Source organism: Cupriavidus necator, from assembly GCF_016127575.1.
Taxonomy (GTDB): Bacteria; Pseudomonadota; Gammaproteobacteria; order Burkholderiales; family Burkholderiaceae; genus Cupriavidus; species Cupriavidus necator_D.
Genome location: NZ_CP066018.1, coordinates 2,629,062 through 2,652,334, shown reverse-complemented (window position 1 = coordinate 2,652,334; position 23,273 = coordinate 2,629,062). Strand labels below are relative to the sequence as shown.

Sequence of the window (23,273 nt, the reverse complement as noted above, 5' to 3'; positions counted from 1 at the left end):
TGTCTGTCGTAACGGCCTCACCGATTGGCGCCGAAGCCTTTTTAAGACTTTGCACTGCGCCCACCCCATTTTGCTTTGCCGGGGTGCCATGCATTTATTTGACCATTCCGACATGACCCAGCACGACATTCGTGCGGAGCAAGCTATTGCCTCCGCGACCGACGCTTCGATCACTTCCGACGCTGCCCAGAGCCCGCTCGACAAGCTCGACGCCCTGCTCAACCCCAGCCCGGCAGTTGAAGAAGCCCCGGCCGTGGAAAGCGGTTTCGCCACGCTTGGCCTCGATGCGGCCATCCTGCGCGCCCTCTCCGAACTGAACTACAACACGCCCACGCCGGTGCAGGCCCAGGCCATCCCGGCCTTCCTGGCCGGCCGCGACCTGCTGGTCTCGAGCCAGACCGGCTCGGGCAAGACCGCCGCGTTCATGCTGCCCGCGATCCAGCGCATCAGCGAAATGCCGGCGCCGCAGCGCGCGACCGAGCCCGCCAAGCGCATGAAGGGCAAGCGCCCCCGCCCGTCGCCGGCGCAGCCCGCACTGCTGGTGCTGACCCCGACGCGCGAACTGGCCCTGCAGGTGACCGAGGCCGCCGCCAAGTACGGCCGCAACCTGCGCCGCATCGTCTGCGCCAGCATCCTGGGCGGCATGCCCTACCCCAAGCAGCTGGCCGCGCTGGCCAAGATGCCTGACATCCTGGTGGCCACGCCGGGCCGCCTGCTCGACCATATCGACGCCGGCCGCATCGACCTGTCGGCCCTGCAGATGCTGGTGTTCGACGAAGCCGACCGCATGCTCGACATGGGCTTTGCCGACGACATCGACGCCATCGTCAATGCCACCCCGGCCACGCGCCAGACGCTGATGTTCTCGGCCACGCTGGATGCGCGCATTGCCCAGCTGGCCTCGCGCCAGCTGCGCGACCCGCAGCGCATCGAGATCGCCGCGGCCCGCGCCGACCAGAGCCATATCGAGCAGCGCCTGCACTTCACCGACGACATGTCGCACAAGGAACGCCTGCTGGACCACCTGCTGCGCGACGCGACGCTCAAGCAAGCCATCGTCTTCACCGCGACCAAGCGCGATGCCGATTCGCTGGCCGAGCGCCTGTCCGACACCGGCTTTTCGGCCGGCGCGCTGCACGGCGACATGACCCAGGGCGCGCGCAACCGCACCCTGACCGCGCTGCGCCGCGGCAACCTGCGCGTGCTGGTGGCCACCGACGTGGCCGCGCGCGGCATCGACGTGCCCGATATCACCCACGTGGTGAACTTCGACCTGCCCAAGCAGGCCGAGGACTACGTGCACCGCATCGGCCGTACCGGCCGCGCGGGCCGCTCGGGCACCGCCATCAACCTGGTGAACCACAACGACATGTTCCAGTGGAAGCGCATCGAGCGCTTCACCAACCAGCGCATCGACGCTTCGGTGATCGAAGGCCTGGAGCCGCGCCGTTCGCCCAAGCCGCGTTCCAACTTCGGCGGCAAGCCGGGTGGCGGCCGTGGTGACTTCCGCGGCAATGGCGGCGGCTACCGTGGCGGCGAACGCAGCTTCGGCGACCGCAAGTTCGGCGGCGGCGAAAGCCGCACCGGCTTCGGCGAGCGCAAGTTCAGCGGCGAGAGCCGCGGCTTCGGCAACCGCCCGGAAGGCGCACGCCCGTTCGGTGACGACAACCGCGGCGGCTTCGGCAATCGTGAAGGCGGCTACCGTGGCCAGGGCCAGGGCGGCCAGGGCGCCGGCTACCGCGGCGCCAACGACGGTGCGCGTGGCTTCGGCAACCGCGAAGGTGGCCGCAGCTTCGGCGACGACAACCGCGGTGGTTTCGGCAACCGCGACGGCGCCGCCCCCCGCAGCTTTGGCGACAACAACCGTGGTGGCTTCGGCGACCGCACTGGCGGCGGCTATCGTGGCAACACCGGTGGCAACGGCGACGGCCGCAGCTTCGGCAACCGCGACGGCAACCGTGACGGCAATCGCAGTTTCGGCGGCAATGGCAGCGGCAACCGCAACAGCCGTTCGCGCTACGAGCGTTGATGCGGTGGTGCGCTAAGCGCACCTGCCAGGCAGAAGAAAGGGCACCCTCGGGTGCTCTTTTTTGTTGTCGCGTACAGCCCGCTACGGCGCGCAGGTGCGAAAGCCGATGAAGGACAGGTCGTCCTCCGGCAACCGCGCCCACCTTGCCCGCACATGGCGCAGCCGCGCGGGGCTGGCGAACGACACACCGCGCACCGCCTGGTGCGTGCCGAAGCGCCCCACCACCTCGCTGTCTGACGGCGCGGCGGCAAACCCGGCGTACGGCTCATAGGGCGTGGCAGTCCACTCACGCAGCGTCCCCCACTGCAGGCCGCGGTTCTGCGTCGCGGCAAGCTCCCATTCCGATTCCGCCGGCAGGCGCCGCCCCGCCCACACGCACCATGCTTGCGCCTCGTACAGCGTGACATGGCGCACCGCCTCATCCGGATTGAGCGTGCGCCGCGTTCCGAAGCGCTCCACCATCCAGGCGCGCGATTCCGGATGGCGCGACCAGTAGCGCGGCGCCGAGCGTTCCTGCGTCATCAGCCACTGGCGCCCCGCTGCCGACCACCACGCCGGGTGCTCGTAGCCGCCGTCCTCGACGAACTCGAGAAACTGCGCGTTGCTGACCGGCGCCATGTCCATTTCAAACGCGGGCACGTAGGTGGGCTGCGGCGGCAGCTCATCGGGCCAGGCAAAGCCGTCGGGATCGCTCCAGCCGAGCGTGAAGCGACCGCCCGGGAAATGCAGGGTGCCGCCATGCCCCGCAGGCTGCACCGGACCGGCGCCGATGGCCTCCGCGGGAGCCATGCCCAGCGCCTGCAACAGCGCGGCCACGCCTTCGCCCTGGGCATCTTCATGCAGCAGCGCGCGGCGGTACGGGTACAGGGTCAGGTCGCTGTCGTCGGCCAGCAGCGCAATCCGGCGCAGCACGCCGTCGAGCACGTGGCCGGCGTAGCGCTTGACCACCGCGACGTCGGGCAGCGTGACCTCCCAGCGCTCGTCGGGGCCGATGCGGTCCGGGTCGAACCACTCGTCGGCGCCGTCCAGCAGCGACGGCTCAGATGCCACCGGCACCGGCACGCCGCCGCGGTCCACCTGGCGCACGCCGCGCAGGCACCACCACTCCGCATGCCAGGCCACGTGCCCGAGCGTCCACAACGGCGGATCGGCATCGTACTGATGCGGCACGTCCCAGGCGCGGCGCGTCTGCCCGAACGGTGCCAGCCACGCCAGCGTGCGGTTGCGCGCATCGACCAGCGCCTGCGCCAGCCCTTCGCGCGGCAGCCGGCGCGGGTCGGACCAGGTCGCCTTGCCGCCGGTGAAGTAGAGATCGGGAAGCATGGGAAAGCCGCTCATCGGGAAAGTCCGTGCAGGGGAGTGAACAGTGGACAGGCAGTGACCGAAGCAGGCAACTGCTGGCCCGGCGCTCGCACGCCAGGCCGGCCGCGGTCATTATGACACTACCTGCCATCCCCGCCGGATGGCGCCCGCGCGGGCGGATCAGCCGCGCGCGTGGAACACGGCGAACCAGCCGCTCGGGTCGGTCCAGTACACCGGGTCGTCAAACCCGGCGGCTTCCAGCAAGAGCGTGAAGTCCTCCGGGCGGTACTTGTAGGAGTCCTCGGTATGAATCCGTTCGCCGGCGGCAAACTCGCGCGCGCCGCCCTGCCACTGCACGCGCACGTCGCGGCACGCCTGCAGGTGCATCTGGATGCGCGAGGCCGCGCGGTCGAAGCTCGCCACATGGCGCCAGTCGTCCAGCGAGAAATCCGTGCCGACGATGCGGTTCACGTTGCGCAGCACGTTGCGGTTGAACGCGGCGGTGACGCCCAGCGCATCGTCATAGGCAGACACCAGCGTGGCTTCGTCCTTGTGCAGGTCGACCCCGATCAGCACGCCGTCGCCGCGCCCGGCCGCGCCGCGCATGCGCTGCAGCAACGCCAGGGCCTCGACCGGGGCGAAATTGCCGATGCTCGAGCCCGGATAGAAGAACAGCCGCCTGCCGCGCCTGACGTTGGCGGGCAGATCGAACGGCGCACACAGGTCGGCGCCCAGGCCCAGCATCGGGATGTCGGGATGCTGCTGCTGCAGCGACGACAGCGTCGCGCGCAGGAACTCTATGGAGATATCCAGCGCCACGTACTGCGCCGGGCGCAGGGTGCCAAAGAGCCTGGCAGCCTTTTCGCAATTGCCCGCACCCAGGTCCACCAGCACGCAGCCGCTGCCGGCACGCGCGGCGATGGCGGGCGCCGCGCTGGCAAAGATCGCGGCCTCGGTGCGGGTCGGGTAGTACTCTGGCAGGTCGGTGATGGCTTCGAACAGGCGCGAGCCCAGCACGTCGTAGAAGAACTTGGGGCTGATGGCGGCCTGCCCGGCACGCAGCCCGGCCAGCACCTGCTCGCGCAGCGCGCCGCTGTCCTCGCGGTACTGCTGCACGAACTCCGGCTGGGGCGGCTGCCGGTGCGCGCGGCCATTGGCCAGCGCGACCAGGGCGGGCGGTGCGGCCGCATGGCCGTTGTGGTGGTTCAGGGGTGGGAGAGGTGTCTGCGGGGCTTTTTTCTGGAAGGGGGTATTCGGCGGATTCGGGACAGCCGGCATGTCGTTTCCTTGTGTGGTCGCGAATGGTCACTGCTTCACTGCGTATTCCCCAAGGCCGCGCTGTGCATGTCGTGCGCGCCGGTCTCCGCAACGCCTCCCTGTGCCGTCCGGGACGCATCGGGCGAAGCCGAACCTAAAGGATAGGCCCATCCGGCGGATCGCGCACCGCCGATCGCCGGATGCGCCGCACGCAGCACATCAAGAACTTTGAGTCAGTATCTTTCCTAATGGGGCATATCCCTTGCAGTTCGTTTATAATCCCGCCCAGCGCGGCCCCGAAACGGGTCGTGTCCCTCAAAGGGGAGTAGCTCCGGGGCCCATGCCCTTAGCACAATCGTCATTCCGGGACCCTTGTCCCCGGTTGTGCTGACTACCGGCGTGCATACCGCGCCAGTGGTCGAGCAAGACCTTTGCAACCTGGACTTCATGGTTTGCAAAGGCGCCCCCACGCTCCCGTGCTACGTGAAACCAGGCGAACCCGATACGCGCACTTGCGCTGATTTGTACCCTGAGGAGAGTTCATGGAGTGGTTTACCGATCTGTTCACGATGCAGTTCCTGACGGCACTGCTGTCCATCGTCGTCATTGACCTGGTGCTGGCTGGAGACAATGCCATCGTGATCGCCCTGGCGGCGCGCAACCTGCCCGCCCACCTGCAGAAGAAGGCCATCATCTGGGGTACCGTCGGCGCCGTGGTGGTGCGCTCGGCCATGACGATCGGGGTGGTCTGGCTGCTGAAGATTCCGGGGCTGATGCTGATCGGCGGCCTGGCGCTGGTGTGGATTGCCTACAAGCTGCTGTCCGACGAAGGCGACGGCGAGGGGCACGGCTCGGGCGCCTCGACCCTGTGGGGCGCAATGAAGACCATCATCATCGCCGACGCGGTGATGGGCGTGGACAACGTGCTGGCCGTGGCCGGCGCCGCGCACGGCAGCTTCCTGCTGGTGGTGCTGGGCCTGCTGATCAGCATCCCGATCGTGGTGTGGGGCTCGAGCCTGGTGCTCAAGCTGATGAGCCGCTTCCCGATCATCATCTACCTGGGCGCAGGCGTGCTGGCGTTCACGGCAGTCAAGATGATCGTGCACGAGCCGATGATCAAGGCGTTCTTCGAAGCCAACCCGGTGGTCAACTGGGGCCTGTACGTGCTGATCGTCGGCGGCGTGCTGGGCGCCGGCTACCTGGTGCAGAAGCGCCGCGTGCAGCAACCGGCCGGCAGCCACTAAGGCGGCAAGCCGTGCCAGGCATGGCCGGGGCACCCGCCCCGGCCATGCCGCTGAAGGGCCATCCTGAGGGATGGCCCTTTTGCTTTAAAATGCCAGCTTTGCGGGACCAGTACCCGCGTCACTCCCGATCCCGCCCCGCGCCGATGAAACAGTACCTCGACTTCATGCGCCATGTGTACGAGCATGGCACCGACAAGGCCGACCGCACCGGCACCGGCACGCGCTCGGTGTTCGGCTACCAGATGCGCTTCGACCTGCGCGCAGGCTTCCCGGTGGTGACCACCAAGAAGCTGCACCTGAAGTCGATCATCTATGAACTGCTGTGGTTCCTGCAGGGCTCGACCAACGTGCGCTGGCTGCAGGAGCACGGCGTCACCATCTGGGACGAGTGGGCCGACGAGAACGGCGAACTGGGCCCGGTCTACGGCTCGCAATGGCGCTCGTGGCCGACGCCGGACGGCCGACATATCGACCAGATCACCGACCTGGTGGCGCAGATCCGCGCCAATCCGGATTCGCGCCGCCTGATCGTGTCGGCCTGGAACGTGGCCGACATCCCGCGCATGAAGCTGCCGCCCTGCCACGCGTTCTTCCAGTTCTACGTGGCCGATGGCCGGCTGTCGTGCCAGCTCTACCAGCGCAGCGCCGATATTTTCCTGGGCGTGCCGTTCAATATCGCCAGCTATGCGCTGCTGACCCACATGATGGCGCAGCAGACCGGGCTGGAAGTGGGCGACTTCGTCTGGACCGGCGGCGACTGCCACCTGTACAACAACCATTTCGAGCAGGTGCAGACCCAGCTGGCGCGCGAGCCGCTGGCGCTGCCGCAGCTGAAGATCCTGCGCAAGCCCGACAGCATCTTCGACTACCGCTACGAAGACTTTGAACTGGCCGGCTACCAGTCGCACGCCGCCATCAAGGCACCGGTGGCCGTATGACGCTGCTGACACTGGTCGTCGCCCGCGCCCGCAACAACACCATCGGCCGCGACAACACGCTGCCGTGGCGCCTGCCGGAAGACCTGGCGCACTTCAAGCGTACCACCATGGGCGCGCCCGTGATCATGGGCCGCAAGACCTGGGACTCGATCGGCCGCCCGCTGCCGGGGCGCCGCAATATCGTGGTCAGCCGCAACCCGGACCTGCGCATCGAGGGCGCCGAGGTGGCGGCCTCGCTGGAAGATGCCCAGCGCCTGTGCGTGGGCGCGGAGCAGATCTTCCTGATCGGCGGCGCGCAGCTCTACGCCGAGGCCATGCCATGCGCGGACCGGCTGGTGGTGACCGAGATCGATGCGGATGTGGAAGGCGATGCCTTCTTCCCGGCAATCGACCGCACCCAATGGGTGGAGACCGCGCGCGAGACGCATCATTCGGAGGCCAATGGCTTCGACTATGCGTTCGTCACGTACGAGCGGCCGCCGTCGGACGAGTCGTAAGCCGTTGCGCGGGCAATAAAAAAGCAGGCCGTCAGGCCTGCTTTTTTTTGGGTGGCGCGCGCCGCTCAGGTGCCGGCAATCGTCATCTGCTCGAGCAGGATCGAGCCGGTTTCCTTGGTGCCGCGCACCAGCGAGTCCGCGCCGATGGCGACGATCTGCTGGAACATCTCGGCCATATTGCCGGCGATGGTGATTTCCTCCACCGGGTACTGGATCACGCCGTTCTCGACCCAGTAGCCCGAGGCGCCGCGCGAATAGTCGCCGGTCACGTAGTTGACGCCCTGCCCCATCAGCTCGGTCACCAGCAGGCCGGTGCCGAGCTTGCGCAGCATCGCCGGGAAGTCGTCGCCGGGCTCGGTCAGCGAGCTGGTCAGTGTCAGGTTGTGCGAGCCGCCGGCGTTGCCGGTGGTCTGCATGCCGAGCTTGCGCGCGGAATAGGTCGACAGGAAATAGCCCTGCACCACGCCGTCGCGGACCACGTCGCGGGCACGGGTGCGCACGCCTTCCTCGTCGAACGGGGCGCTGCCCATGGCGCCGGGGGTGTGCGGCTGCTCATGGATCTGGATATGCGGCGCAAACACGGCCTGGCCCAGCGAATCGCACAGGAACGTGGATTTGCGGTACAGCGCGCCGCCCGACACCGCCTGCACGAAGGCGCCCAGCAGCCCCGCGGCAAGCGGCGCCTCGAACAGCACCGGGCAGCGGCGCGTGGACAGCTGGCGCGCCTGCAGCCGCGCCAGCGCGCGCTCGGCGGCGTAGCGGCCGATGTCCTCGGGCGCGGCCAGCGCCAGCGGCGAGCGCTTGGACGAGTACCAGTCATCGCGCTGCATGCCGCTGCCGCTGCCGGCGATCGGCGCGCACGAGATGAAATGGCGCGAATACGGGTAGCCGCCCGAGAAGCCGCGCGTGGTCGCCAGCACGAACTGCGAATGCTGCGCCGACACGCTGGCGCCGTCGCTGTTGCGGATGCGCGGCGACACCGCGAAGGCGGCGGCCTCGGCGCGGGTGGCAATGTCGATGGCGCGCTCGGCGTCCAGCGCCCACGGGTGGAACAGTTCCAGGTCCTGCGGCGCGCGTTCCAGCAGTTCTTCCTCGGCCAGGCCGGCGCAATCGTCCTCGGCCGTGAAGCGGGCGATGTTGTAGGCGGCCTCGGCAGTGGCGCGCAGCGCGGCCGGCGAGAAGTCCGAGGTGCTGGCATTGCCGCGGCGCTTGCCGATCATGACCGTGACCCCGACCACCTTGTCGCGGTTCTGCTCGATGGTTTCCACCTGCCCCTTGCGTACCGATACCGACAGGCCGCTGCCTTCGGAGATCTCGGTGGCGGCGTCGGTCGCCCCAAGTTCGCGTGCAACGCGCAGCACATCGGCGGCCATCTCGCTGAGCTGGGCCTGGGTGTAGGTGAAGTGCGCGGTCTGTTCTGCGATCTGGTCCATGCTGGGCGGGTGTCATCAAAAGTCCAAGCGGCAATCATAGCAAGATAAAATGCCGGGCATGACGCGAAATTCCCGTAATCCGAATGGCTCGCGCTTTCCCGGAGGCTTTGCGCCCGAACCGGAAGACGACGAACCGAAAAGCAAGTCGCAGCGCAAGCGCGAAATGACCGCCCTGCAGGACCTTGGCGCCGAGCTCGAAGCCCTGGCCAAGGACCGCCTGGCGCGCGTGCCCATGCCCGAAGCGCTCGCCGACGCCATCCACCAGGCCCGCCGCATCAACAGCCACGAGGGCAAGCGCCGCCAGATGCAGTTCGTGGGCAAGATCATGCGCGGCCTCGACGACGAAGAGGTCGAGGTGATCCGGCAAGCGCTGGAGGGCTTCAAGGGCACCAGCAAGGCCGAAACCGCCCGCATGCACCTGATCGAGCGCTGGCGCGAGCTGCTGCTGGCCGACGACGCGGCGCTGACGCGCTTCCTCGCCGAGCACCCCGGCATCGACGTGCAGGCGCTGCGCAACACCATCCGCAACGCGCGCAAGGAAAAGGAGCAAGGCAAGCCGCCGCGCTATTTCCGCGAGCTGTTCCAGGCGATCAAGACGGCGCTGGATGCGAAGGACGGCAAGGCCGGCGCCGCCGCGGACCAACCCCCTACCCCGGAGCCCGAGGCATGACCCAGACCACGCAGCCGGTAGTCCGCAACCATCCCGATGAACTCGTTGTCGGCTTCGTTTCGATCTCGGACCGCGCCTCGGCCGGCACCTACCAGGACGAAGGCATCCCGGCGCTGCGCGAGTGGTTCGGGCGCACGCTGACCACGCCCTGGCAGGCGGTGGAGCGGCTGATCCCGGACGAGCAGGCGCAGATCTCGCGCACCCTGATCGACCTGGTCGACGTGGCCGGCTGCGACCTGGTGCTGACCACCGGCGGCACCGGCCCGGCGCGCCGCGACGTGACGCCAGAGGCCACGCTGGCCGTGGGCACCAAGGAAATGCCCGGCTTCGGCGAGCAGATGCGCCAGGTCAGCCTGCATTTCGTGCCGACCGCGATCCTGTCGCGCCAGGTGGCGGTGATCCGCGAGACCGCCAGCCGCGCCGCGCTGATCGTCAACCTGCCCGGCCAGCCGCGCGCCATCCGCGAGACCCTGGAGGGCCTGCGCGATGCCGATGGCAAGGCCGTGGCGCAAGGGATCTTTGCTGCGGTGCCGTATTGCATCGACCTGATCGGCGGCCCCTACATGGAAACCGATGAGGCCGTGGTCAAGGCCTGGCGCCCGAAGAACGCCGTGCGGGCCAAGCCCGCGGCGTAATCGCCAATCCCCGCAGGCGCGCGCCTGCGGGCTCCCCTTCCCCGCGCCTCAGCGCAAGCCCAGGTACAACCCCACCGGCACGAACACCACCGCGGCGATGTTGCCCAGCAGCACGATCGACGCCACCTGGTCCGGCTCCTGCCGGAAATGGTCCGCCACCAGGAAGTTCAGCACCGCCGGCGGCAGCGCGGCAAACACAAAGAGCAGGCCGCGCTGCAATTCGGTCAGCGGCACCCACTGCGCCAGCAGCAGCGCCACCGCGATTCCCGTCAGCGGGCAGGCCGCGGCGCCGACCAGGCCCATGCCCCAGTTGCGCAGGCTCACGTCCTTCATGCGCACGCCCAGCGCAAACAGCATCAGCGGCACGGTGGCGTCGCCCAGCAGCTTGACCGACTGGTATACCGGGTCCGGCAGCGTGAACCATGGCCGCGCCAGCGCCAGCGCCACGCCCGCCACGGTGGCCAGCACCATGGGGTTGCGCGCGATCTGCGCCATCGACGCATGGCGGTTGACGATCTTCATGCCGATGGTGAAGTGCATCAGGTTCGATGCCGCGAACAGCGCCACCGCCGGCGCCAGCCCCGCCGGACCGAAGGCAAATACCGACAGCGGCAGCCCCATGTTGCCGCAGTTGTTGAACATCATCGGCGGCACGAAGGTGCGCGGATCGGCCTTCAGCAGCCGCGCCAGCGCCCACGCCAGCACGCCGGAGCCCAGCACCACCGCCACAGCGCAGCCCAGCAGCACCAGCTGGTCGGCCAGCACGAAATCCTTGCTGACGAAGGCCGACACCACCAGCAGCGGTGCGATCACGTCCAGCGTGGCGCGGTTGATGCCGGCCATGTCCGGATGGGCCTTGCGCCCGTACAGCCACCCGACCAGGATGATCAGGATGACCGGCGTGATGATGGAGACGATGCGCTCAAGCATGGGCAGGCGGGCGGGACGCGCCCCGGCGACGGCCGCCCCGTGCGGGCGGCCCGTCGCTTGCAGTGGGTTGTTGTTCCGGGAGCAGCCGGCCCCGCTTATTGCGCGGGCGTGCCGGCGGCCGGCGCGTCCGCTGCCGGTGCGGCGCCCGGCGCGGTGTGCCGGATAAAGTGCGTGCGGTAGTAGCGCAGTTCTTCGACCGATTCCAGGATGTCGGCCAGCGCCGTATGCAGCTGGCGCTTGATAAAGCCCTTGTGGATGGCCGGCTCCCAGCGCTTGCACAGCTCCTTCAGCGTGGACACGTCCAGGTTGCGGTAGTGGAAGAAGGCCTCCAGCTTGGGCATGTAGCGCGCCATGAAGCGGCGGTCCTGGCAGATCGAGTTGCCGCACATCGGCGACTTGCTGGCCGGCACCCAGCGCTTGAGGAAGGCCAGCAGCTCGGCCTCGGCCTGCTCTTCGGTCAGGGTCGATGCCTTGACCTTGTCGATCAGGCCCGAGCGGCCGTGGGTGCCCTTGTTCCAGTTGTCCATGCCATCGAGCACGGCGTCGCTCTGGTGGATCACCAGCACCGGGCCTTCCGCCAGGATATTGAGTTCGGAGTCGGTAACGACGATCGCGATTTCGATGATGCGATCGGTATCCGGCTGCAGGCCGGTCATTTCCATGTCCAGCCAGATCAGGTTGTTTTCGCTTTTGACGGATTTGGCGGTGGCTTGGCTTGTCATCGGGACTGCGGAAGATAGGGATTTCAGGGAAGCGGCCGCGGCGGGGGCGGGCGCGAACAATTTATAATTCTCGCATATCCGTCCGGAATGGCCGTTTGCGCACCAGCGCCGGGGTGTTTTCCGGATATCCCGGACCACCGCCTGCCCCACCCCGGGGCTCGGCGGTTCCAACGGACGCCCGCCGCGCACAATGCGGGGCGCCCGCACCCACAACAAGGCTCTTGCCGATGTTCACGATTGTCTTTCTCGCCGCCCTGGTGCTGATGGTGCTGACCAGGCTCTGGCTGGCCGCCCGCCAGGTCCGGCATGTGGCGCAGCACCGCAATGCGGTGCCGCCGCGCTTTGCCGACACCATCAGCCTGGCCTCGCACCAGAAGGCCGCGGACTACACCATCGCCCGCACCCGGCTGTCGATGCTCGAGGTGCTGGCCGGGGCCGCGGTGCTGATCGGCTTCACCATGCTGGGCGGGCTGCAGTGGCTCAACCAGTCCTGGCTGGACACTTTCGGCCCAGGCTATGCCTATGGCGTGGCGCTGGTGGCCAGCGTGGCGCTGATCGGCGGGCTGGTGGACCTGCCGTTCTCGCTGTACGGCCAGTTCGGCATCGAGCAGCGCTTCGGCTTCAACAAGATGACGTTCGGCCTGTGGCTGGCCGACATGGCCAAGATGCTGGTGGTGGCCTGCGCGCTGGGCCTGCCGCTGCTGCTGGCGGTGCTGTGGCTGATGGAGCGCGCCGGCTCGCTGTGGTGGGTCTGGACCTGGCTGGTGTGGATGGCCTTCAACCTGTTCCTGCTGGTGGTGTTCCCGACCTTTATCGCACCGCTGTTCAACAAGTTCGAGCCGCTCACCGACGAATCGCTGCGCCAGCGCATCGAGGCCCTGATGAAGCGCTGCGGCTTTGCCAGCAAGGGCCTGTTCGTGATGGACGGCAGCAAGCGCAGCGCCCACGGCAATGCGTATTTCACCGGCTTCGGCGCGGCCAAGCGCATTGTCTTCTTCGACACGCTGCTGGAGCGCCTGTCGGGCGACGAGATCGAGGCGGTGCTGGCACATGAGCTGGGCCACTTCAAGCGCCGCCACGTGACCAAGCGCATCGTCGTCACCTTTGCGCTGAGCCTGGTGTTCCTGGCGCTGCTGGGCTGGCTGGCCACGCGCAGCTGGTTCTACACCGGGCTGGGCGTGGTGCCCAACCTGGGCGTGTCCAACAACGCGCTGGCGCTGGTGCTGTTCTTCCTGGCGCTGCCGGTGTTCACCTTCCTGCTGGGGCCGCTGTCGAGCCTGTCGTCGCGCCGCCATGAGTTCGAGGCCGACGCCTTTGCCGCCGACCAGACCGATGCCGGCAACCTGGTGTCGGCGCTGGTGAAGCTGTACAAGGACAACGCCTCGACGCTGACGCCGGATCCGCTCTACAGCGCCTTCTACTACTCGCATCCGCCCGCCGCGCAGCGGATCGACCGCCTGCTGGCGCACGCATGAGCCGCGCCACGCGTCACCGCAACGCCGGCGGCGGCAGCCATGCCGGCACGGCCACCGAATCCGCGCTGATCATCGCCGCCCATGGCCGCCACTACGTGGTCGAGCTGGGCGACGGCACGCGCATGCATGCCTTCCCGCGCGGCAAGAAGAGCGACTGCGCGGTGGGCGACCATGTCAGCGTGGAACGCGCCGCCGCCGACCAGTGCGTGATCACCGCGGCCTCGCCGCGCAAGAACCTGCTGCACCGCTCCGACCAGTTCAAGTCCAAGCTGCTGGCCGCCAATATCGACCAGGTCGTGATCGTGCTGGCAACCGAGCCGGGCTTCTCCGAAGACCTGCTCGGCCGCGCGCTGGTGTCGGCCGAGGCCATGGAGATCCGGCCGCTGATCGTGCTCAACAAGACCGACCTGCCCGACCGGCTCGAAGAAGCGCGAGGGCGCCTGGCGCTGTACCGCGGGCTGGGCTACGACACGCTGGAGCTGTCGGTGCGCGCCGACCCGGCGCAGGCGCTGGCCGCGCTCAAGCCGCGCCTGGCGGGGCTGGCCAGCATCCTGATCGGGCAATCGGGCATGGGCAAGTCGTCGCTGCTGAACCTGCTGATCCCGGGGGTGGATGCACAGACCCGCGAGATCTCGGCCAAGCTCGACTCCGGCAAGCACACCACCACCTTCACGCGGCTCTATCACCTGCCGGCCGAATGGGGCACCGTGGACGGCCATCAGGGTGCGCTGATCGATTCGCCGGGCTTCCAGGAATTCGGCCTGTACCACCTGAGCGAGGGCATGCTGGAGCGCGCCTTCCCGGAGTTCCGCCCGCTGCTGACCGGGTGCCGCTTCTACAACTGCCACCACGTCAACGAGCCCGGCTGCGGCGTGCTGGCCGCGGTCGCCTCGGGAGCGATCTCCGAGCGCCGCCACCAGCTCTACATGCAGTTGCTGCACGAATCCAACCAGCAGAAGCCGTGGTAAGGTAAGCGCACCTGGGTTACCCGGTGCGCTGCCATGAAACTGCTGCTGTCCGCCACTTCCCTCGTCCATGCAGCCCATTGCCGGAACGTCCTGCGGGCGGCCGGCATCCGGGCGGAATTGCGCAATACCTGGCTGGCCGGCGCGACCGGCGAGATCCCGTTCCGGGAGAGTGCGCCACAGGTGTGGCTGGTCGATGACGAGATGGAAGCGCAGGCGTGGGCGGTGCTCAATGCCGCCGCCAACCCGGCGCCGGGGCCGAGCTGGCAATGCCGCCACTGCCTGGAATGGCACGAGGCCCAGTTCGGGGCCTGCTGGCGCTGCGGCGCGGCCCGCGACTAGCGCGCCGCCCCCTTTTTGACGCTGGTCAGCCGACCCAGAGCGCCAGCGACAGCATCGCCAGCAGCAGCATCCACAGCACCACCGCGCGCCATACCAGGCCCACGGCCGACTGCAGCGTGCGCACGCCGGGCTCGGTGCCGAATTCGGGCGGCACCGGTTCCGGGCCGCCGTTTTCCTCTTCCATGCCGGGCGCATAGTCCACGGCCGGGCCAGCCACGCTGGCGCGCAGCACCACGGTGGAATCATCCTCGGCCAGCGGCGTGCCCAGGCGCACGCCCAGCGCCCCGCCCCCACTGGCAAGCAGGATGCCGTTGACGGCATCGTTCCACTTGCGCGCATGGTTGCGCCAGGCGTAGACCGCGTCCTCGAAGTTGCCGACGATGGCAAAGCCGATCGCCGTCAGCCGCGACGGAATCCAGTCCAGCAAATAGAAGGCGCGCGCCGCAAAGCGGCCCAGCGCGGGGCTGCGCTCGGTCGAGGGCTGGTTCCAGTGGCGGCTCAGGTATTCGGCGGTGCGGTACAGCACCACCCCGCCGGGGCCGACCGGCACCAGGAACCAGAAGAACACGCCGAACACATGCCGGTGCACGGCGATGATGGCCGCCTCCAGCGTGTGCCGCACGATCTCGGAGACCGGCATCTCGACGGTGTCCAGGCCGGTCCACTCGTGCAGCAGCGTGCGCGCGGTATGGACGTCATCGCGGTTGAGGGCCTCGTGGATGTCGGTGAAGTAGTGGCTGAACTGGCGAAAGCCCAGCGTCATGTACAGCACCAGCACATTCCAGGCGAGCGTCAGCGCCACGCTGATCGAGGCCAGCAGGTAGTGCACCACGATCACCGCCAGGGTCAGCGGCAGGACCACGGTCAGCCAGGCCAGCGCGGCATCGCGCGGGCGGCCGGTGTCGAAGGCGTGTTCCGCGCGGTCGCCGAGTGCGCGCACGATCTCGTGGATCGGGTTGTTGCGGCCCAGGGCGCGGAATTGTTCAGCGATCAGCGCCAGGAGAATGGAAACAAAGGTCATCTTGGTACGGGGTGTTCCAAGGGCACGCCTGGCCCTTCCGGGCTTGCCGGCGATGTGCCGGCGCAGGCGCAATGCATAGCGAGAAGATAGCACAGCGGTACCTGCCGGAGCCCGGCGCGCAATGCAAAAAGCAAAAGCCCGCCGAAGGCGGGCTCTCGCATGCGGCAATGAACGATGCTCAGGACAGGTCGAACACCAGCACTTCGGCGCCATCGCCGCCGGACAGCGCGACCTCGCCCTCGGCTTCCAGCTTCGCCGCGTCGCCGGCTTCAAGCGCCTTGCCGTTGACCGTCACCCGACCGCGCGCCACGTGGATATAGGCGCGGCGGCCCGGCGCAAGCGCCAGCGTGGCAGCCTCGTCGCCATCGAACAGGCCGGCGTACAGGCGCACGTCCTGGTGGACCACCACCGAGCCCTCGGCACCATCGGCGCTGGCCACCAGGCGCAGCTTGCCACGCTTGTCGGCTGCGTCGAAATGCTTTTCCTCGTAGCCGGGCTCGATGCCGTTCTCGGCCGGCATGATCCAGATCTGCAGGAAGTGGGTGGTGTCGTGCGCGGCGTGGTTGTACTCCGAATGGCGCACGCCGGTGCCGGCGCTCATGCGCTGCACATCGCCAGGGCGGATCACGCTGCCGTTGCCGATGCTGTCCTTGTGGGCCAGTTCGCCCTCAAGCACGTAGCTGATGATCTCCATGTCGCGGTGGCCGTGCGTGCCAAAGCCCATGCCCGGCGCGACGCGGTCCTCGTTGATCACTCGCAGTGGCCCAAACTGCACATGCCGCGGGTCATAGTAGTCGGCGAACGAGAACGAATGAAAGGACTTCAGCCAGCCATGATCGGCGTAACCACGCTCTGCAGACTTTCTGATTTCAATCATTTTGATGGCCCTCCTTGAGCCTGTTTGCCCGCAAGCACTGGCTTGGTAACCGTGTCGCGGCATACGTTTTCGCTTTGATGCTAGGAAGTTTAGGGCTTGAGGCGTATATTTACGGGGATCGACTTAGAAGCAGTCATTCAGAATTTCTGAACATGGCCCTCTCGCTAGAATCCCTCGAAGTCCTCGACGCCATCGAACGCAAGGGCAGCTTTGCCGCCGCCGCCCACGAGATGGGCAAGGTCCCTTCCGCGCTGACCTACGTGGTGCGCAAGCTGGAAGAAGACCTGGACGTGCTGCTGTTCGACCGGCGCCGCCACCGCGCCGAGCTGACGCCGGCCGGACGCGCCCTGCTCGATGAGGGCCGCCACCTGCTGCATGCCGCCGATGACCTGGCACGGCGCGTCAAGCGCCTGGCCACCGGCTGGGAGGCTACCCTCACCATCGTGGTCGACGACCTGATCAACTTCCGCGCGCTGCTGCCGGTGATCCACGACTTCTACGCCGAGAACACCGCCACCCGGCTGCGCTTTTCCAAGGAAGTGCTGGGCGGCGCCTGGGATGCGCTGGTCAACAACCGCGCCGACCTGGTGATCGGCGGCGCCTACGATGCGCCCAGCACGCAGGGCTTCCAGATCCGGCCACTGGGCTCGATGCCGTTCGTGTTCGCGGTTGCCGCGCACCATCCGCTGGCCACCGAGGAAGGCCCGCTCACCACCATCCAGATCGCCAGGCACCGCATCGTCGCGGTGGGCGACACCTCGCGCAACCTGCCGGCGCGTACCCATGGCGTGCTGGCCGGGCAAGACGTGCTGGTGGTGCCCACCATGCGCGACAAGCTCGAGGCACAGATCCGTGGGCTGGGCTGCGGCTGGCTGCCGGCGCCGATGGCGCAACCCCATATCGAAAGCGGCGTGCTGCAGGCGCGCGAGACCGTCGAGGTGCGCGCGCCCGGCAACTTCAAGGTAGCCTGGCGCACCAGCAACCGCGGCAAGGCGCTGCAGTGGTGGGCCAGCAAGCTGGAAGACCCGCGCCTGGCGCAGGCACTGCTGCAGCAACCCGACTTCGCCGGCTGAGGGCAGGTCTCATGGCAGTGACAGCAACGACGGCAGCAACGACGGTTGCCGCGACCGGCTATCGCGGCCGCTTCGCCCCCTCGCCCACCGGGCCGCTGCATATGGGCTCGCTGGTCACCGCGCTGGCGAGCTGGCTGGACGCGCGCGCGCACGGCGGCCAGTGGCTGGTGCGCATCGAGGACATCGACATGCCGCGCTGCGTGCGCGGCGCGGACGACGACATCCTGCTCACGCTGGAACGCCTGGGCATGGCGCCGGACGAGCCGCCGGTATGGCAGAGCCGGCGTGAGCCGTTCTATGCCGATGCGCTGCGCCGCCTCGACGCCGCCGGGCAGCTCTACCCGTGCGGCTGTTCGCGCAAGGAGATCGCCGACTCACTGGTGCACGTGCGCGAGCGGCACCAGACCCTGGGCTATCCCGGCACCTGCCGCCACGGCCTGAACGGCAAGCTGCCGCGCGCCTGGCGCGTGCGCGTGCCGGACGGCCCGGCCGCCACCCTGTGCTTCGACGACCGCTGGCAGGGCCGCCAGTGCCAGGACCTGGAAACCGAGCTGGGCGACTTCGTGCTGCGCCGCGCGGACGGGCTGTGGGCGTATCAACTGGCGGTAGTGGTGGATGACGGCTTGCAGGGCATCACGCATATCGTGCGCGGCGCCGACCTGCTCGACTCCACGCCGCGCCAGATCCACCTGCAGCACCTGCTGGGCCTGCCCACGCCGGCGTACCTGCACGTGCCAGTGGTGGTCAACGAAACCGGCGAGAAGCTGAGCAAGCAAAGCGGTGCGCAGGCAATCGACACCACCGCACCGCTGGACGCGCTGCGCGAAGCCGGCACTCACCTGGGGCTGTCGAACCGCGCGGAAAATGTGAAGGACTGGCTTGCGCGCGCCACCGACGGGTGGCGCCAGTTGCTGGCCGATCTGCCGCGACCCCCGCACGGATAGCGCCCCCCCCAAAAGCAAATGGCCCGCGCAGGCGGGCCATTTTCAGCTACGGCAGGATCAGATCAGGACTTGCGCGGCACGCCGCCCAGCAGGGCAGCCACCGGCCGCTTGGGCGCCTGGCGGCCGCGGCTCAGCGCGGCAGCCACTTCATCGGCCGCCGTGGCCTGGGCGACGCTGGCGGCGCTGGGCTCGTACGGGCGCGAGAAGAACGGATCATCCGAGGCACGGAACACCTGGCGGTTGGCGCTGTGCTCGTGGCGGCGCGGACGCTCTTCGCCCTCGCCGTTGCCGCGCGCGCGACGCACGTCGCTACGCTCGCGGCGGCGCTCGGTATCGCCCTGGCGGGCGCGCTCGCCGGTCGGGTCGAAGCCTTCCAGCTTGCCGCGCGGGATGCTGCGCTTGATCAGCTTCTCGATATCGGACAGCAGGCGCTCGTCATTGCCCGGCACGTAGATCGACAGCGCATCGCCGCTGGCGCCGGCCCGGCCGGTACGGCCGATGCGGTGCACATAGTCTTCGGCACTGTACGGCACGTCGAAGTTGACCACGCACGGCATGTCGGGAATATCCAGCCCGCGCGCGGCCACGTCGGTGGCGACCAGCGCGTCGATGGTGCCGCTCTTGAACCCTTCCAGCGTCTGCATGCGCTCGGTCTGGGTCTTGTCGCCGTGGATGGCGGCGGCGTTGATGCCCTCGCGCTCCAAATGGCGCGCCAGGCGCGAGCAGCCGATCTTGCTGTTGACGAAGACGATGCACTGGCGCGACAGCCCCTGCTCGGCGCGCTGCTTGAGCAGGTGCACAACCGCCGCCTGCTTGTGGCCGTCTTCGACCAGGTACACCATCTGGCGCACGTTCTCGTTGGTCGAGTTGCTGCGTGCCACTTCGATCGTGACCGGGTGCTTCAGGTAGCTGGAGGCAAGCCGCTTGATTTCCGGCGAGAACGTAGCCGAGAACAGCAGCGTCTGGCGATGCGCCGGCAGCAGGTTGATGATGCGCTGCAGGTCCGGCAGGAAGCCCATGTCGAGCATGCGGTCGGCTTCGTCCAGCACCAGCATCTGCACCTGCGACAGGTTGACCGACTTCTGCTGCACGTGGTCCAGCAGGCGGCCGGGCGTTGCCACCAGGATCTCCACGCCGCGGCGCAGGGCGTCGGTCTGCGGGTTCATGTCGACGCCGCCGAACACCACGGTGCTGCGCAGGTCGGTGTGCTTGGCGTAGCGCGCGACGTTGTCATAGACCTGGTCGGCCAGTTCGCGCGTGGGGGTCAGCATCAGCGCGCGCACCGGGTGGCGCGCCGGCGAGGCGCTGGCATTGGCCAGCGGCAGCAGGCGCTGGATGATCGGCAGCGCGAAGCCCGCGGTCTTGCCGGTGCCGGTCTGCGCGGCGCCCATCATGTCCTTGCCTATCAGCACGACCGGGATGGCCTGTGCCTGGATCGGGGTGGGCGTGGTGTAGCCCTGCTCGGACAAGGCGCGCAGGATGCGCGCGTCCAGGCCAAAGCTGTCGAATGTCTGCACGGCGGTCTGCCCCGCGGTAGTGGCTTCTGGTGCGTTCGTAGTGGTCATGGGTATCGGTGTCTGGCGGGAGGCGAACCCGGCACAAACGGATACGCGTCTGGAACTCATCTCGCCCTGACTCTCGCCTGGCGCCGGGAGGGTTCCGGCACGGCCATGCTGGCTGCAGCATTTGGCCAAGAGAATCAAAGACTTACATTTTAGCACCTCTGCCAGCACAGTGGGCATTCTGGCAGCGCCGTGCGACTGGCGCGACAGATGGCGGCACAGGCTGGCGGGATTTCAAGAAACTGTCATATCCACCACGCAAGATGCCGGCGGCGCGGCGGCCACGGCCGGACCGCGCCACCCCAACTCACCGAGACCTACATGGACTTCGAGCTTTTCCGCCAGACCTGCCAGCAGTTCCTGCGCACCTCCAGCCAGTTCCTTGGCCTGGCCGCGGCCGCCTGCCAGCCGGCGCTGCCCTTGCCGGCGCTGCCGGCCAGCCAGGCGCAAGGGCAGCAGCCCGCCTGAGCGCGGCTCAGTGCCGCGCCGGGATGAAGCGACAGCGGTTCAGTAATGTCATGACAGATCGTGGCGAGCCTCCTCGCGAACCGGTCATGGCCGGCCCGTCTGACTGATGCATATGGCGGCGGTGCTTGCCCGGCCGGCCGCGAATGACAGGATTACAGGTGCAGGGGCCCGGCCTGGAACAGCCGCGCATCCATTTCGCGCAGGTCCTGCGCAACGGCGATGGGCGTCGAGCACTGGTCGAGCACGTCGCGCTGCAGGTCCACGCCGGGGGCGATCTCGACCAGCGTGAGGCGGGCTTCGCCGTCTGCGCCAGCGCGCATCTCGAACACCGCGCGCTCGGTGATGTACAGCACCGGGATGCCGAGCGACGCCACATAGGGCCCGTTGAAGCTCAGGTGCGACACCTCAGGCACGATCTTCTTCACGCGGCCTTCGCGCACGATCTGCAGGCCGCCGTCGCCGGCGCGGACTTCCAGCCCGCCCGCCGTCAGCGTGCCCATGAACACCACCGCGCGCGCGCTCTGCGTGATGTTGATAAAGCCGCCGACGCCGGCAATCGATGCGCCCTCGCCTTCGCCGAACTTGCTGACATTGACGTTGCCGTGGCCATCCAGCTCGGCCAGGCCGAGGATGGCCAGGTCGATGCCGCCGCCCTCGTAGAAATCGAACTGCGCGGGCTGATCCACCACCGCCTCCGGGTAGGCCGAGGCACCGAAGCTGAGGCCATCCGCGGGCGTGCCGCCGATGGGGCCGGCCTCGACGGTCAGCGTGAAGCCGTCCAGCCCGGCCTGGTGCGCCAGCATGCCGACCGCTGCCGGCATGCCCACGCCCAGGTTGACCACGCGCGGCGCACGGCGCGCCAGTTCCATCACCGCACGGCGCTGCACGATGGTGCGCGCGTCGAGCGGGCCGGCAGCCACCGGCGCCGCTTCCGCTTCGGCCACCGCTGCCTCGCCTTGCCATGGCGTCACGTAGGCCGGGTTGTAGGACTCGGCAAACGTCATCTGGTGGTTGGCGGGGTTGTCGCAGACCACCACGTAGTCGACCAGGATGCCGGGCACGTGGATGGCCTGCAGGATCTCGTGGTGGTCGACCAGGCTTTCCACCTGCGCGATCACGATGCCGCCCGAGTTGTGGGCCGCCTGCGCCATCGCCAGCAGCTCATGGTGGAAGGCTTCGCGATGGGTGCTGAGGTTGCCGCGGGCGTCGGCCGCGGTGCAGCGGATCAGCGCGCAGTGGATCGGGAAGCTCGGGTAGAACAGGTATTCGTCGCCGCGGAAGTCGACCGCATCGACCCAGCATGCCTTGCCCTCGGCAATGGCCTGGCGCGCGCGCTCGTTGACGGCGCCGCCGTGGTAGCGCGCATCCTGCGCGGTGCGCGGGTCGACGAAGGTGTGCAGGCCGATCTTGGTCATCACGCCGGGCTTGCCGCCGGCGATGGCGCGGTATAGGTGCGTCAGCACGCCCTGCGGCAGGTTGTAGCCCTCGCACTGCTCGGCCATGGCCAGCGTGGCCAGCCGCGTGGCCGAGCGCCAGTGGCCGCCGACGATGCTGGCGGTCATGCCGGCATTGCCGAAGTGGTTCACGCCGCGCGCGCCGCGGTCGCCCTGCCCGGCCGAGTACACCAGCGTCAGGTCGCGCGGCAGCCCGCTCTGCAGGAAGCGCTGCTCCAGCGCCTCGGTCACGGCCTCGGCATGGCCGGCGCCGACAAAGCCCGCGCTGGCCACGGTCCAGCCGTCCTGCACCAGTGCCGCCGCTTCGCGTGCGGTGATCACCTTCATTGCTGTCTCCGGTTTCGTTGTGCCGTCCCGCATCGGTGGCGGCACGTTTTTCCGTGAATTTTGTTTTGCGAACATTTGTTCGGAAAACGCTATCATACGGACATGCCGGCCGCTGGCGCAAGTCCGGCGCGGCATGGAGAACCATATGATCTCCCCTTCATTTCCCCGTATTAAGCCGAAATGCCGCAAGCCGAAGCCGCCAAGAAAGACGAACTGCTGGAATCGCTGAGCAAGGGCCTGGCGCTGCTGCGCCTGTTCGCCGGCGGCGCGGAACGCCTGACCATGCAGGACGTCGCCGAGCAGCTCGACGTGACCCGCGCCGCCGCGCGCCGGCTGCTGCTGACCCTGGAGCACAACGGCTACGTGGCGCAGGACGGCCGCCACTTTGCGCTGACGCCGCGGGTGATAGAGCTCGGCTATGCCTACTTTGCCTCGATGAGCCTGCCGCAGGTGGCGCGGCCCTACCTGCAGGGGCTGTGCGAGTCCCTGGGCGAAAGCTGCTCGGTGGGCGTGCTCGATGCGGAATCCGTGGTGCTGGTGGCGCGCGAGGAGCCGCGCCAGCTGCTGCGCGTGGACATGGCGCTGGGACGGCGCATGCCGGCCTATGCGCATTCGCTTGGCCGCGTGCTGCTGGCCGGCCTGGACGATGACGCGCTCGAGGCCTACCTGGCAGGCGCCACGCTGCGCAAGCTGACGCCGTTCACGGTCAGCTCGCGCACGGCGCTGGCGCGCACGCTGCGGCAGGTGCGCACCGACGGCTACTGTGTGCTGGTGAGCGAGCTGGTGGACGGCTACGCCGGGATCTCGGTGCCGTTGCGCGACCAGGCCGGCAAGCCGGTGGCCGGGCTGGGCTTCAGCATGGTGCTGGGCAGCCGCGACCAGGCCCAGCTGGAGACGCGCTTCCTGGGGCCGCTGCGCGAGGCCGCCGCCCGCATCGAAACCATCCTGCAGGCGCGCTGAGGCGCCCGCGGCCCATGTAGAAAAGCCCCGCATGCCGGGGAGGCAGCGGGGCTCAAATGGTAGCGGGGCAATCTGCTCGACCACCCACGCCTTGATCCTGGCGCATCGCGCCACGGCGGACATCCCCCAAATGTGGGCCATTGCCATG

Annotated in this window: 22 protein-coding genes; 13 read left to right on the top strand and 9 right to left on the bottom strand. The window is 68.4% G+C overall.

Features of this window, described 5'->3' with window-relative positions; all coding sequences use genetic code 11:
* The first annotated feature begins 112 nt into the window (after positions 1–112).
* Positions 113–2,029, top strand: coding sequence for a DEAD/DEAH box helicase (locus I6H87_RS12365; RefSeq protein WP_010813605.1), 1,917 nt, complete (start codon positions 113–115; stop codon positions 2,027–2,029).
* Between the two features lie 81 nt (positions 2,030–2,110).
* On the opposite strand, the gene I6H87_RS12360 is transcribed toward I6H87_RS12365, so the two are convergent.
* Both I6H87_RS12360 and egtD read right to left on the bottom strand, forming a co-directional pair.
* Positions 2,111–3,367: an SUMF1/EgtB/PvdO family nonheme iron enzyme gene (locus I6H87_RS12360; protein WP_010813606.1), complete on the bottom strand. Its 1,257-nt coding sequence runs from the start codon at positions 3,365–3,367 to the stop codon at positions 2,111–2,113.
* 144 nt (positions 3,368–3,511) lie between these two features.
* Positions 3,512–4,609: an L-histidine N(alpha)-methyltransferase gene (gene egtD, locus I6H87_RS12355; protein ID WP_010813607.1), complete on the bottom strand. Its 1,098-nt coding sequence runs from the start codon at positions 4,607–4,609 to the stop codon at positions 3,512–3,514.
* 521 nt (positions 4,610–5,130) lie between these two features.
* Between egtD and I6H87_RS12350 the strand changes: the two genes are divergently transcribed.
* From I6H87_RS12350 to I6H87_RS12340, 3 genes are all read left to right on the top strand, one after another.
* Positions 5,131–5,832 carry a TerC family protein gene (locus I6H87_RS12350; RefSeq protein ID WP_010813608.1) on the top strand — a complete coding sequence of 234 codons (702 nt, stop codon included), beginning with the start codon at positions 5,131–5,133 and terminating at the stop codon, positions 5,830–5,832.
* 143 nt (positions 5,833–5,975) lie between these two features.
* On the top strand, positions 5,976–6,770 hold the full coding sequence (locus tag I6H87_RS12345) for a thymidylate synthase (RefSeq protein WP_010813609.1): 795 nt from the start codon (positions 5,976–5,978) through the stop codon (positions 6,768–6,770).
* On the top strand, positions 6,767–7,267 hold the full coding sequence (locus I6H87_RS12340) for a dihydrofolate reductase (protein WP_010813610.1): 501 nt from the start codon (positions 6,767–6,769) through the stop codon (positions 7,265–7,267). Before I6H87_RS12345 ends, I6H87_RS12340 begins: the two co-directional genes overlap by 4 nt.
* Positions 7,268–7,332: 65 nt before the next feature.
* Here the strand turns inward: I6H87_RS12340 and pmbA are convergent, their stop codons facing one another.
* Complete coding sequence (gene pmbA, locus I6H87_RS12335) at positions 7,333–8,700, bottom strand: metalloprotease PmbA (RefSeq protein WP_010813611.1); 1,368 nt, start codon at positions 8,698–8,700, stop codon at positions 7,333–7,335.
* 49 nt (positions 8,701–8,749) lie between these two features.
* On the opposite strand from pmbA, the gene yjgA reads away from it, so the two are divergent.
* Together yjgA and mog are read left to right on the top strand one after the other, a co-directional pair.
* A complete protein-coding gene (gene yjgA, locus I6H87_RS12330; RefSeq protein WP_010813612.1) occupies positions 8,750–9,370 on the top strand; it encodes a ribosome biogenesis factor YjgA in 621 nt (206 codons plus the stop codon).
* Positions 9,367–10,005, top strand: a complete 639-nt coding sequence (gene mog / locus I6H87_RS12325; protein WP_010813613.1) for a molybdopterin adenylyltransferase — start codon at positions 9,367–9,369, stop codon at positions 10,003–10,005. Before yjgA ends, mog begins: the two co-directional genes overlap by 4 nt.
* A 48-nt stretch (positions 10,006–10,053) precedes the next feature.
* Here the strand turns inward: mog and I6H87_RS12320 are convergent, their stop codons facing one another.
* Positions 10,054–10,935 carry an AEC family transporter gene (locus tag I6H87_RS12320; protein WP_010813614.1) on the bottom strand — a complete coding sequence of 294 codons (882 nt, stop codon included), beginning with the start codon at positions 10,933–10,935 and terminating at the stop codon, positions 10,054–10,056.
* Between the two features lie 95 nt (positions 10,936–11,030).
* A complete protein-coding gene (gene orn, locus I6H87_RS12315; RefSeq protein ID WP_010813615.1) occupies positions 11,031–11,657 on the bottom strand; it encodes an oligoribonuclease in 627 nt (208 codons plus the stop codon).
* Between the two features lie 227 nt (positions 11,658–11,884).
* On the opposite strand from orn, the gene I6H87_RS12310 reads away from it, so the two are divergent.
* Genes I6H87_RS12310 through I6H87_RS12300 form a run of 3 tightly spaced genes read left to right on the top strand, consistent with a single transcriptional unit; the run spans position 11,885 to position 14,439 of the window.
* On the top strand, positions 11,885–13,132 hold the full coding sequence (locus I6H87_RS12310; RefSeq protein WP_010813616.1) for a M48 family metallopeptidase: 1,248 nt from the start codon (positions 11,885–11,887) through the stop codon (positions 13,130–13,132).
* Entirely contained in the window at positions 13,129–14,100 is a 972-nt protein-coding gene (gene rsgA / locus I6H87_RS12305; protein ID WP_010813617.1) for a ribosome small subunit-dependent GTPase A, read from the top strand. Before I6H87_RS12310 ends, rsgA begins: the two co-directional genes overlap by 4 nt.
* Before the next feature lie 33 nt (positions 14,101–14,133).
* Complete coding sequence (locus I6H87_RS12300) at positions 14,134–14,439, top strand: putative signal transducing protein (RefSeq protein WP_010813618.1); 306 nt, start codon at positions 14,134–14,136, stop codon at positions 14,437–14,439.
* 25 nt (positions 14,440–14,464) lie between these two features.
* On the opposite strand, the gene I6H87_RS12295 is transcribed toward I6H87_RS12300, so the two are convergent.
* Both I6H87_RS12295 and I6H87_RS12290 read right to left on the bottom strand, forming a co-directional pair.
* On the bottom strand, positions 14,465–15,460 hold the full coding sequence (locus I6H87_RS12295) for a CobD/CbiB family protein (protein ID WP_010813619.1): 996 nt from the start codon (positions 15,458–15,460) through the stop codon (positions 14,465–14,467).
* Between the two features lie 178 nt (positions 15,461–15,638).
* On the bottom strand, positions 15,639–16,337 hold the full coding sequence (locus I6H87_RS12290) for a pirin family protein (RefSeq protein WP_011615792.1): 699 nt from the start codon (positions 16,335–16,337) through the stop codon (positions 15,639–15,641).
* A 152-nt stretch (positions 16,338–16,489) separates the two neighbouring features.
* Here I6H87_RS12290 and I6H87_RS12285 point away from each other — a divergent pair, with 152 nt between their 5' ends.
* Complete coding sequence (locus I6H87_RS12285) at positions 16,490–17,410, top strand: LysR family transcriptional regulator (RefSeq protein ID WP_010813621.1); 921 nt, start codon at positions 16,490–16,492, stop codon at positions 17,408–17,410.
* An 11-nt stretch (positions 17,411–17,421) separates the two neighbouring features.
* The gene (gluQRS, locus tag I6H87_RS12280) at positions 17,422–18,354 is read left to right on the top strand and encodes a tRNA glutamyl-Q(34) synthetase GluQRS (protein WP_010813622.1); all 933 of its coding nucleotides are present in this window, start codon (positions 17,422–17,424) and stop codon (positions 18,352–18,354) included.
* Positions 18,355–18,416: 62 nt separating this feature from the next.
* Here the strand turns inward: gluQRS and I6H87_RS12275 are convergent, their stop codons facing one another.
* Positions 18,417–19,919, bottom strand: coding sequence for a DEAD/DEAH box helicase (locus I6H87_RS12275; RefSeq protein WP_174549475.1), 1,503 nt, complete (start codon positions 19,917–19,919; stop codon positions 18,417–18,419).
* Positions 19,920–20,237: 318 nt separating this feature from the next.
* On the opposite strand from I6H87_RS12275, the gene I6H87_RS12270 reads away from it, so the two are divergent.
* Positions 20,238–20,384, top strand: a complete 147-nt coding sequence (locus I6H87_RS12270) for a hypothetical protein (RefSeq protein ID WP_010813624.1) — start codon at positions 20,238–20,240, stop codon at positions 20,382–20,384.
* A gap of 152 nt (positions 20,385–20,536) precedes the next feature.
* Here the strand turns inward: I6H87_RS12270 and I6H87_RS12265 are convergent, their stop codons facing one another.
* Complete coding sequence (locus I6H87_RS12265; protein ID WP_010813625.1) at positions 20,537–22,165, bottom strand: acyl CoA:acetate/3-ketoacid CoA transferase; 1,629 nt, start codon at positions 22,163–22,165, stop codon at positions 20,537–20,539.
* A 180-nt stretch (positions 22,166–22,345) separates the two neighbouring features.
* Here I6H87_RS12265 and I6H87_RS12260 point away from each other — a divergent pair, with 180 nt between their 5' ends.
* The gene (locus I6H87_RS12260) at positions 22,346–23,125 is read left to right on the top strand and encodes an IclR family transcriptional regulator domain-containing protein (protein WP_011615795.1); all 780 of its coding nucleotides are present in this window, start codon (positions 22,346–22,348) and stop codon (positions 23,123–23,125) included.
* Positions 23,126–23,273 lie beyond the last annotated feature (148 nt).

Excerpts from the sequence above, each read along its gene's own strand:
- I6H87_RS12265 (WP_010813625.1), bottom strand. The coding sequence starts at position 22,165 with ATGAAGGTGATCACCGCACGCGAAGCGGCGGCACTGGTGCAGGACGGC.
- I6H87_RS12340 (WP_010813610.1), top strand. The coding sequence starts at position 6,767 with ATGACGCTGCTGACACTGGTCGTCGCCCGCGCCCGCAACAACACCATC.
- I6H87_RS12320 (WP_010813614.1), bottom strand. The coding sequence starts at position 10,935 with ATGCTTGAGCGCATCGTCTCCATCATCACGCCGGTCATCCTGATCATC.
- I6H87_RS12350 (WP_010813608.1), top strand. The coding sequence starts at position 5,131 with ATGGAGTGGTTTACCGATCTGTTCACGATGCAGTTCCTGACGGCACTG.
- I6H87_RS12260 (WP_011615795.1), top strand. The coding sequence starts at position 22,346 with ATGCCGCAAGCCGAAGCCGCCAAGAAAGACGAACTGCTGGAATCGCTG.
- yjgA (WP_010813612.1), top strand. The coding sequence starts at position 8,750 with ATGCCGGGCATGACGCGAAATTCCCGTAATCCGAATGGCTCGCGCTTT.
- I6H87_RS12275 (WP_174549475.1), bottom strand. The coding sequence starts at position 19,919 with ATGACCACTACGAACGCACCAGAAGCCACTACCGCGGGGCAGACCGCC.
- I6H87_RS12360 (WP_010813606.1), bottom strand. The coding sequence starts at position 3,367 with ATGAGCGGCTTTCCCATGCTTCCCGATCTCTACTTCACCGGCGGCAAG.
- orn (WP_010813615.1), bottom strand. The coding sequence starts at position 11,657 with ATGACAAGCCAAGCCACCGCCAAATCCGTCAAAAGCGAAAACAACCTG.
- I6H87_RS12365 (WP_010813605.1), top strand. The coding sequence starts at position 113 with ATGACCCAGCACGACATTCGTGCGGAGCAAGCTATTGCCTCCGCGACC.
- gluQRS (WP_010813622.1), top strand. The coding sequence starts at position 17,422 with ATGGCAGTGACAGCAACGACGGCAGCAACGACGGTTGCCGCGACCGGC.
- I6H87_RS12310 (WP_010813616.1), top strand. The coding sequence starts at position 11,885 with ATGTTCACGATTGTCTTTCTCGCCGCCCTGGTGCTGATGGTGCTGACC.
- mog (WP_010813613.1), top strand. The coding sequence starts at position 9,367 with ATGACCCAGACCACGCAGCCGGTAGTCCGCAACCATCCCGATGAACTC.
- I6H87_RS12300 (WP_010813618.1), top strand. The coding sequence starts at position 14,134 with ATGAAACTGCTGCTGTCCGCCACTTCCCTCGTCCATGCAGCCCATTGC.
- I6H87_RS12290 (WP_011615792.1), bottom strand. The coding sequence starts at position 16,337 with ATGATTGAAATCAGAAAGTCTGCAGAGCGTGGTTACGCCGATCATGGC.
- I6H87_RS12345 (WP_010813609.1), top strand. The coding sequence starts at position 5,976 with ATGAAACAGTACCTCGACTTCATGCGCCATGTGTACGAGCATGGCACC.
- I6H87_RS12295 (WP_010813619.1), bottom strand. The coding sequence starts at position 15,460 with ATGACCTTTGTTTCCATTCTCCTGGCGCTGATCGCTGAACAATTCCGC.
- rsgA (WP_010813617.1), top strand. The coding sequence starts at position 13,129 with ATGAGCCGCGCCACGCGTCACCGCAACGCCGGCGGCGGCAGCCATGCC.
- I6H87_RS12270 (WP_010813624.1), top strand. The coding sequence starts at position 20,238 with ATGGACTTCGAGCTTTTCCGCCAGACCTGCCAGCAGTTCCTGCGCACC.
- pmbA (WP_010813611.1), bottom strand. The coding sequence starts at position 8,700 with ATGGACCAGATCGCAGAACAGACCGCGCACTTCACCTACACCCAGGCC.
- egtD (WP_010813607.1), bottom strand. The coding sequence starts at position 4,609 with ATGCCGGCTGTCCCGAATCCGCCGAATACCCCCTTCCAGAAAAAAGCC.
- I6H87_RS12285 (WP_010813621.1), top strand. The coding sequence starts at position 16,490 with ATGGCCCTCTCGCTAGAATCCCTCGAAGTCCTCGACGCCATCGAACGC.